The sequence below is a fragment of the Actinotalea sp. C106 genome, assembly GCF_023630195.1.
GTDB lineage: Bacteria > Actinomycetota > Actinomycetes > Actinomycetales > Cellulomonadaceae > Actinotalea.
Genome location: NZ_JALPKN010000184.1, coordinates 1 through 6,527, shown reverse-complemented (window position 1 = coordinate 6,527; position 6,527 = coordinate 1). Strand labels below are relative to the sequence as shown.

Annotated in this window: 8 protein-coding genes; all 8 read right to left on the bottom strand. The window is 71.1% G+C overall.

The features are described from left to right. Positions 1 to 117: 117 nt before the first annotated feature. Positions 118 to 441: a metal-sulfur cluster assembly factor gene (locus L0B03_RS12310; protein WP_208053883.1), complete on the bottom strand. Its 324-nt coding sequence runs from the start codon at positions 439 to 441 to the stop codon at positions 118 to 120. Further along, on the bottom strand, positions 438 to 992 hold the full coding sequence (gene sufU / locus L0B03_RS12305) for a Fe-S cluster assembly sulfur transfer protein SufU (protein WP_250446141.1): 555 nt from the start codon (positions 990 to 992) through the stop codon (positions 438 to 440). Before sufU ends, L0B03_RS12310 begins: the two co-directional genes overlap by 4 nt. Next, complete coding sequence (locus L0B03_RS12300) at positions 989 to 2,320, bottom strand: SufS family cysteine desulfurase (RefSeq protein ID WP_250446138.1); 1,332 nt, start codon at positions 2,318 to 2,320, stop codon at positions 989 to 991. The genes sufU and L0B03_RS12300 overlap by 4 nt, the downstream gene beginning before the upstream one ends. Positions 2,321 to 2,343: 23 nt before the next feature. After that, a complete protein-coding gene (gene sufC, locus L0B03_RS12295; RefSeq protein ID WP_250446135.1) occupies positions 2,344 to 3,102 on the bottom strand; it encodes a Fe-S cluster assembly ATPase SufC in 759 nt (252 codons plus the stop codon). Between the two features lie 8 nt (positions 3,103 to 3,110). Beyond that, complete coding sequence (locus L0B03_RS12290; RefSeq protein ID WP_208053879.1) at positions 3,111 to 3,449, bottom strand: non-heme iron oxygenase ferredoxin subunit; 339 nt, start codon at positions 3,447 to 3,449, stop codon at positions 3,111 to 3,113. Next, positions 3,446 to 4,678: a Fe-S cluster assembly protein SufD gene (gene sufD / locus L0B03_RS12285; RefSeq protein WP_250446133.1), complete on the bottom strand. Its 1,233-nt coding sequence runs from the start codon at positions 4,676 to 4,678 to the stop codon at positions 3,446 to 3,448. The genes L0B03_RS12290 and sufD overlap by 4 nt, the downstream gene beginning before the upstream one ends. A gap of 53 nt (positions 4,679 to 4,731) precedes the next feature. Then, positions 4,732 to 6,066 carry a Fe-S cluster assembly protein SufB gene (gene sufB / locus L0B03_RS12280; RefSeq protein WP_374204944.1) on the bottom strand — a complete coding sequence of 445 codons (1,335 nt, stop codon included), beginning with the start codon at positions 6,064 to 6,066 and terminating at the stop codon, positions 4,732 to 4,734. A gap of 89 nt (positions 6,067 to 6,155) precedes the next feature. Further along, a partial coding sequence (locus L0B03_RS12275; protein WP_374204943.1) for a helix-turn-helix transcriptional regulator occupies positions 6,156 to 6,527 on the bottom strand: 372 nt, incomplete at its 5' end.

Below are 6,527 nucleotides of genomic sequence, written 5' to 3'. Positions count from 1 at the left end.
GACCCTCGGGCCGTCCTCGCCCCCGCCGCGGTCCGGGCGGTGGCCCGTGCGCGCAGCACGGGCGAGGCGCTCACGGCGCGAGGGGTCGGCGACTGAGCTGCTCGACCCGCCCGGGTCTCAGATGTTGAAGCCCAGAGCGCGCAGCTGCTCGCGACCGTCGTCGGTGATCTTCTCGGGGCCCCATGGCGGCATCCACACCCAGTTGATCCGGAAGCCGTCGACCAGCCCGTCGAGGGCCTGGCCGGCCTGGTCCTCGATGACGTCGGTCAGCGGGCAGGCCGCCGAGGTGAGGGTCATGTCGATCACGGCGTGGTTGTTGGGGTCGAGGGCGACCCCGTAGATGAGGCCCAGGTCGACGACGTTGATCCCGAGCTCGGGATCGATGACGTCGCGCAGGGCCTCCTCGACGTCGGCCGCGGTGGGTGGGGTCGTGGTGGTCATGCGTGGTCCTCCTGAGGGGTGGCGGGGTCGGTGCCGCCCGACGCCGCGGGAACGGGCTGGGCAGGCGCAGGGGAGCTCTCCTGGCCGGGCAGGTCCAACGCCCCGGACTGGGCCAGGGCGTCGCGCAGGGCGGCCCATCCCAGCAGGGCGCACTTGATCCGTGCGGGGTAGCGCGCGACGCCGGTGAAGGCCGTCGCGTCGCCGAGCCGGTCCTCGGCCTCCTCCTCGAGCCCCTCGCCCCGGGCCCGCATCAGCGCGCGGAAGGTCTCCCCGAGCACCTCGGCCTCGGTGACGGGGACCCCGTCGACGAGCTCGCTCATCACGGAGATCGAGGCCTGGGAGATCGAGCAGCCCTGCCCTTCCCAGCTCACGCGGTCGATCTGCGCCGGGTCGGCGGCCTCGGTCAAGTGCACGCGCAGCCGGACCTCGTCCCCGCAGGTCGGGTTCACCTGGAAGGACTCGGCCGCGTGCCCCTCGGTGAGGCCCTTGCCGTGGGGGGACTTGGCGTGGTCGAGGATGAGCTGCTGGTACAGCTGCTCCATCGAGCTCATGCGGCACCTCCGTCGGTGAGGCCGAAGAACGGACGGACGGCCCCGAGGGCCTCGGCGAAGGCCTCGACCTCCTGGTCCGTCGTGTAGACCGCGGCCGAGGCACGCGCGCTCGCCGCGACCCCCAGCCGACGGTGCAGGGGCTGCGCGCAGTGGTGCCCCACCCGGACCGCGACCCCCGCGTCGTCGAGCACCTGGCCGACGTCGTGGGCGTGCACCCCGTCGACCACGAAGGACACCGCCGCGAGGCGGTCTCGGGTGTCCAGGGGGCCGAGCACCCGCACCCCGGGAACGCGCGTCACGGCCTCGAGCAGCAGCCCGGCGATCCGGGTCTCGTGGGCAGCGACCGCCTCCATGCCGAGCTCGCGCAGGTAGCGGGCAGCTGCCCCCATGCCCACGGCCTGGGCGACCATCTGCGAGCCCGCCTCGAACCGCTGCGGCGGGGGCGCGTAGGTGGTCGTCTCCATGGTCACGACCTCGACCATCGACCCACCCGTGGTGACGGGCGGCATGGCCTCGAGCACCTCGCGCCGGCCGTAGAGCGCGCCGACTCCGGTGGGGCCGAGCATCTTGTGCCCCGAGAACGCGGCGAGGTCGACGCCGAGAGCCGCCAGGTCCACCGGCAGGTGCGGGACGCTCTGGCAGGCGTCGAGCACCGTCAGCGCCCCGACCTCGCGCGCGCGCCGGACGAAAGCTGCGACGTCGGTCACGGCCCCGGTCACGTTCGAGGCATGCGTGAAGGCGAGCACCTTGGTCCGCTCGGTCACGACCGTCGCGAGGTCCTCGGTGCGCAGGCGTCCGTCGTCATGCACACCGATCCACCGCAGCGTGGCCCCCGTGCGGGCGCACAGCTCCTGCCACGGGACGAGGTTGGCGTGGTGCTCGGCCTCGGTCACGACGATCTCGTCCCCCGGGGCGAGCACGAAGCGCCGGGCTGCCTGCCCTCCGCGGCCGGCCGTGGCGTTGGAGAACGCGTACGCGACGAGGTTGATGCCTGCGGTCGCGTTGGGCACCCAGACGATCTCCTCGGCCTGGGCGCCCACGAGAGCGGCGACCTCGACCCGGGCCTGCTCGTAGGCCTCGGTGGCCTCCTCGGCGAGCTGGTGGGCCCCGCGGTGCACGGCGGCATTCCGCTGGGTGTAGAAGTCCTGCTCGGCGTCCAGGACGACGTCGGGCTTCTGCGAGGTGGCCCCGGAGTCGAGGTACACCAGCGGCCGCCCACCGCGCACGGTGCGTGCGAGGAGCGGGAAGTCCGCACGGACGGCCGTCAGCTCGGCCGCCGTGAGCTCCGGTCGCGGCGCCGAGGCCTGCGGCTCGAGGACGGCAGTCATGGTGCTCCCTTCAGGGCGCGGGCTCAGGCGGAGGTCGTCAAGAAGCGGTCGTAGCCCTCGGCCTCGAGACGGTCGGCGAGCTCGGGCCCGCCCTCCTCGGCGATCCGCCCGTCGACGAAGACGTGCACGAAGTCCGGCTGGATGTAGCGAAGGATCCGCGTGTAGTGCGTGATGAGCAGCACGCCCACCTCACCGCTGGCCTTGACCCGGTTGACACCCTCGGAGACGACCCGCAGCGCGTCGACGTCGAGGCCCGAATCGGTCTCGTCGAGGATCGCGAACTTGGGGTTGAGCAGCTCCATCTGAAGGATCTCGTGGCGCTTCTTCTCCCCGCCGGAGAAGCCCTCGTTGACGTTCCGCTCGGCGAAGGTCGAGTCCATCCGAAGGTTCTCCATGGCCGTGCGCACGTCCTTGACCCAGTGCCGCAGGGCCGGGGCCTCGCCGCTGATGGCGGTCTTGGCGGTGCGCAGGAAGTTGGAGACGCTCACGCCGGGCACCTCGACCGGGTACTGCATCGCGAGGAACATCCCCGCCCGGGCGCGCTCGTCGACGCTCATGGCGAGGACGTCCTGGCCGTCGAGGTGCACCGACCCCGAGGTGATCTGGTACTTCGGGTGACCGGCGATCGAGTAGGCGAGGGTCGACTTGCCCGAGCCGTTGGGGCCCATGATGGCGTGGGTCTCGCCGCTCGCGACGGTCAGGTCGACCCCGCGCAGGATGGGCTTGGGGCCCTCCTTGGTCTCGACGCTGACGTGCAGGTCACTGATCTCGAGAGTGGACATGGTTCTCCTCAGGCGTTCACGGTGGTGTCGACGTCCACGAGCACGCGCTCGCCGTCGATGGTCACGGGGTAGACCGGCACGGGCCGGGTCGCGGGCAGGGCCAGGGCGGCGCCCGTCCGCAGGTCGAAGGTCGAGCCGTGGAGCCAGCACTCGATGGTGCAGTCCTCCACCTCGCCGTCGGACAGCGAGACCTGCCCGTGCGAGCAGATGTCCGAGACGGCGTGCACCGTCCCGTCCGAGTCACGGGCGACGGCGACCTCGACCGGGCCGTTCGGGCCCTCGAGCTCGACCCGCAGCGCCGTCCCGGGCGCCACGTCGTCGATCATGCAGGCGAGCTGGGCGCTCATGCGGGCACCGTCGCGACCGCCTCGAGCTCGCTCATGCTCTTCTCGAGCTCGGCCTCGATGGCGCCGATGAGGCGCTCCTCGATGGCCGGCACGCCGATCTGCTGGATGAGCTCGGCGAAGAAGCCGCGCACCACGAGGCGTCGGGCGTCGCTCTCGGGGATGCCGCGCGAGCGCAGGTAGAACAGCTGCTCGTCGTCGAAGCGTCCGGTGGCCGAGGCGTGGCCGGCCCCCTCGATGATCCCGGTCTCGATCTCCAGGTTCGGCACCGAGTCCGCGCGGGCCCCGTCCGACAGGACGAGGTTCCGGTTGAGCTCGTAGGTGTCGGTGCCCTCGGCTGCCGCACGGATGAGCACGTCGCCGACCCACACGGTGTGAGCCCCGGCACCCTGCAGGGCGCCCTTGTAGGTCACCCGCGACCGGCACGAGGCCACGGCGTGGTCGACGAACAACCGGTGCTCCTGGTGCTGGTCCGCGTCGGCGAAGTACAGACCGAGCATCTCGACGTCGCCACCCTCGCCGGTGAACTCCGCGTCAGGGGTGACCCGGACGACGTCGCCGCCCAGGGTCACGACGATGTGCTTGACGTGGGCGTCGCGCCCCAGACGGATCCGGTGCGCGGCCGCGTGGACCGAGCCGGGCTCCCAGTCCTGGATCGAGACGAGGGTGACGTGCGCCCCGTCCTCGGCGACGACCTCGACCGTCTCGGTGAGGGTGGCCGACCCGACGTGGTCGACGACCACCACCGACTCGCTCAGGGCCTTGGCGTGGATCAGCAGGTGCGCGGCCGAGGGCGCGGTGTCCCCCGTGGCCCCCTCGACCCGGATGCTGGTCGCGGCCGAGGCGACGGTCTGCTCGGGGATCGTCACGACCGTGGCCTCGCGGAAGGAGCTCCACGCGGTCGCTGCCGTCCGGTCGCCCGGGCGCCCCGCGGTGCCGAGCCGTGCGTCGTCGCGACCGACGATCTCGACCATGACCTCGGGGGCCTCGACGACGGTCACCTGCGGGCCGGGCCCCGGCAGGCCGGTGCCCTCGGCGTCGAGCAGCGGGGCGAGCCGACCGACCGGGGAGAAGCGCCACTCCTCCTCGCGCCCGGTGGGCACGGGGAAGTCGGCGAGCTCGAAGGAGGTCGCCCGGGCGCCCCGGGAGGACTGGGGGGTGCCGCCGCGCCCGTGGGTGTGGGCACCGTCGGCGACGGCCCGGCTGTGGTCGGTGGACAGATCAGTGCTCATCGGCGTGGACGGAGCCTCTCCCGTGGTCGTGGTGTCGTCGTGGGGCACGGTCATCAGCCGACCGAGCCTTCCATCTGCAGCTCGATGAGCCGGTTCAGCTCGAGGGCGTACTCCATCGGCAGCTCACGCGCGATCGGCTCGACGAAGCCGCGCACGATCATGGCCATGGCCTCGGTCTCCTCCATGCCGCGGGACATCAGGTAGAAGAGCTGGTCCTCGCTCACGCGAGAGACCGTCGCCTCGTGGCCCATGGACACGTCGTCCTCGCGGACGTCCACGTAGGGGTAGGTGTCCGAGCGCGAGATCTGGTCGACCAGGAGTGCGTCGCACAGCACGTTCGAGGCCGAGTGCTCGGCCCCCTCGAGCACCTGGACCAGACCGCGGTAGGAGGTGCGTCCCCCGCCTCGTGCCACCGACTTGGAGATGATCGACGAGGACGTGTGCGGCGCGGCGTGGACCATCTTGGCCCCCGCGTCCTGGTGCTGCCCCTCGCCCGCGAAGGCGATCGACAGGGTCTCGCCCTTGGCGTGCTCCCCCATGAGGTAGATCGCCGGGTACTTCATCGTGACCTTGGAGCCGATGTTGCCGTCGACCCACTCCATGGTCGCGCCCTCGGCCGCGGTCGCCCGCTTGGTGACCAGGTTGTACACGTTGTTCGACCAGTTCTGGATCGTCGTGTACCGGACCCGGGCGTTCTTCTTGACGATGATCTCGACCACGGCCGAGTGCAGGGAGTCGCTCGAGTAGATCGGCGCCGTGCAGCCCTCGACGTAGTGCACGTAGGAGCCCTCGTCGGCGATGATCAGGGTCCGCTCGAACTGGCCCATGTTCTCGGTGTTGATCCGGAAGTAGGCCTGCAGCGGGATGTCGACGTGGACGCCCGGCGGCACGTAGATGAACGAGCCCCCCGACCAGACGGCCGTGTTCAGGGCCGCGAACTTGTTGTCCCCGGGAGGGATGACCGAGCCGAAGTACTGCTCGAAGATCTCGGGGTACTCACGCAGACCCGTGTCGGTGTCCACGAAGATGACGCCCTGCTCCTCGAGGCTCTCCTGGATCTGGTGGTAGACCACCTCGGACTCGTACTGGGCCGCGACGCCCGCGACGAGGCGCTGCTTCTCGGCCTCGGGGATGCCGAGCCGGTCGTAGGTGTTCTTGATGTCCTCGGGCAGGTCCTCCCAGCTGGTGGCCTGCTTCTCGGTGGACCGCACGAAGTACTTGATGTTGTCGAAGTCGATGCCCGACAGGTCCGAGCCCCAGTTCGGCATGGGCTTCTTGTCGAAGAGCCGCAGGGACTTCAGGCGCGTCTTGAGCATCCACTCGGGCTCGCTCTTGAGCGAGGAGATGTTGCGCACGACCGCTTCGGACAGGCCCCGCTGGGCGGACATCCCCGCCGCGTCGGAGTCGTGCCATCCGTAGCCGTAGCCACCGATCGAGTCGATGATCTCCTCGTCGGTGCGTGCCTCTGTGGGTGCGGTCATGGTGTTCCCTCCACGGTCTCCGCTGCTGCGGGACGGTCGGATGCTGCTCGTACGGGTGAGGTGGTCGTGGGGATGTGGGTGGTGCAGACGTGCCCGCCGCTGGCGAGCGTCGACAGGCGTTGGACGTGCACGCCGAGCAGGTCGGAGAAGACCTTCGTCTCCGCCTCGCACAGCTGCGGGAACTGCGCGGCGACGTCCTGCACGGGGCAGTGTCCCTGGCAGAGCTGGATCGCGCGGCCACCGGGGACCGGACGGGCCGAGGCCGCGTAGCCGTCCTGGGCGAGGGCTGCCGCGAGGGCCTCGATCCTGGCCTCGACGTCGGGGCCTGCCGCGGCCACGGTCGCCGCGTGCCGTTCGCCGAGCTCAGC

Coding starts and splice junctions, on each gene's coding strand:
- L0B03_RS12290 (WP_208053879.1), bottom strand. CDS start 3,449: ATGAGCGCCCAGCTCGCCTGCATGATCGACGACGTGGCGCCCGGGACG.
- sufD (WP_250446133.1), bottom strand. CDS start 4,678: ATGAGCACTGATCTGTCCACCGACCACAGCCGGGCCGTCGCCGACGGT.
- L0B03_RS12300 (WP_250446138.1), bottom strand. CDS start 2,320: ATGACTGCCGTCCTCGAGCCGCAGGCCTCGGCGCCGCGACCGGAGCTC.
- sufB (WP_374204944.1), bottom strand. CDS start 6,066: ATGTCCGCCCAGCGGGGCCTGTCCGAAGCGGTCGTGCGCAACATCTCC.
- L0B03_RS12310 (WP_208053883.1), bottom strand. CDS start 441: ATGACCACCACGACCCCACCCACCGCGGCCGACGTCGAGGAGGCCCTG.
- sufU (WP_250446141.1), bottom strand. CDS start 992: ATGAGCTCGATGGAGCAGCTGTACCAGCAGCTCATCCTCGACCACGCC.
- sufC (WP_250446135.1), bottom strand. CDS start 3,102: ATGTCCACTCTCGAGATCAGTGACCTGCACGTCAGCGTCGAGACCAAG.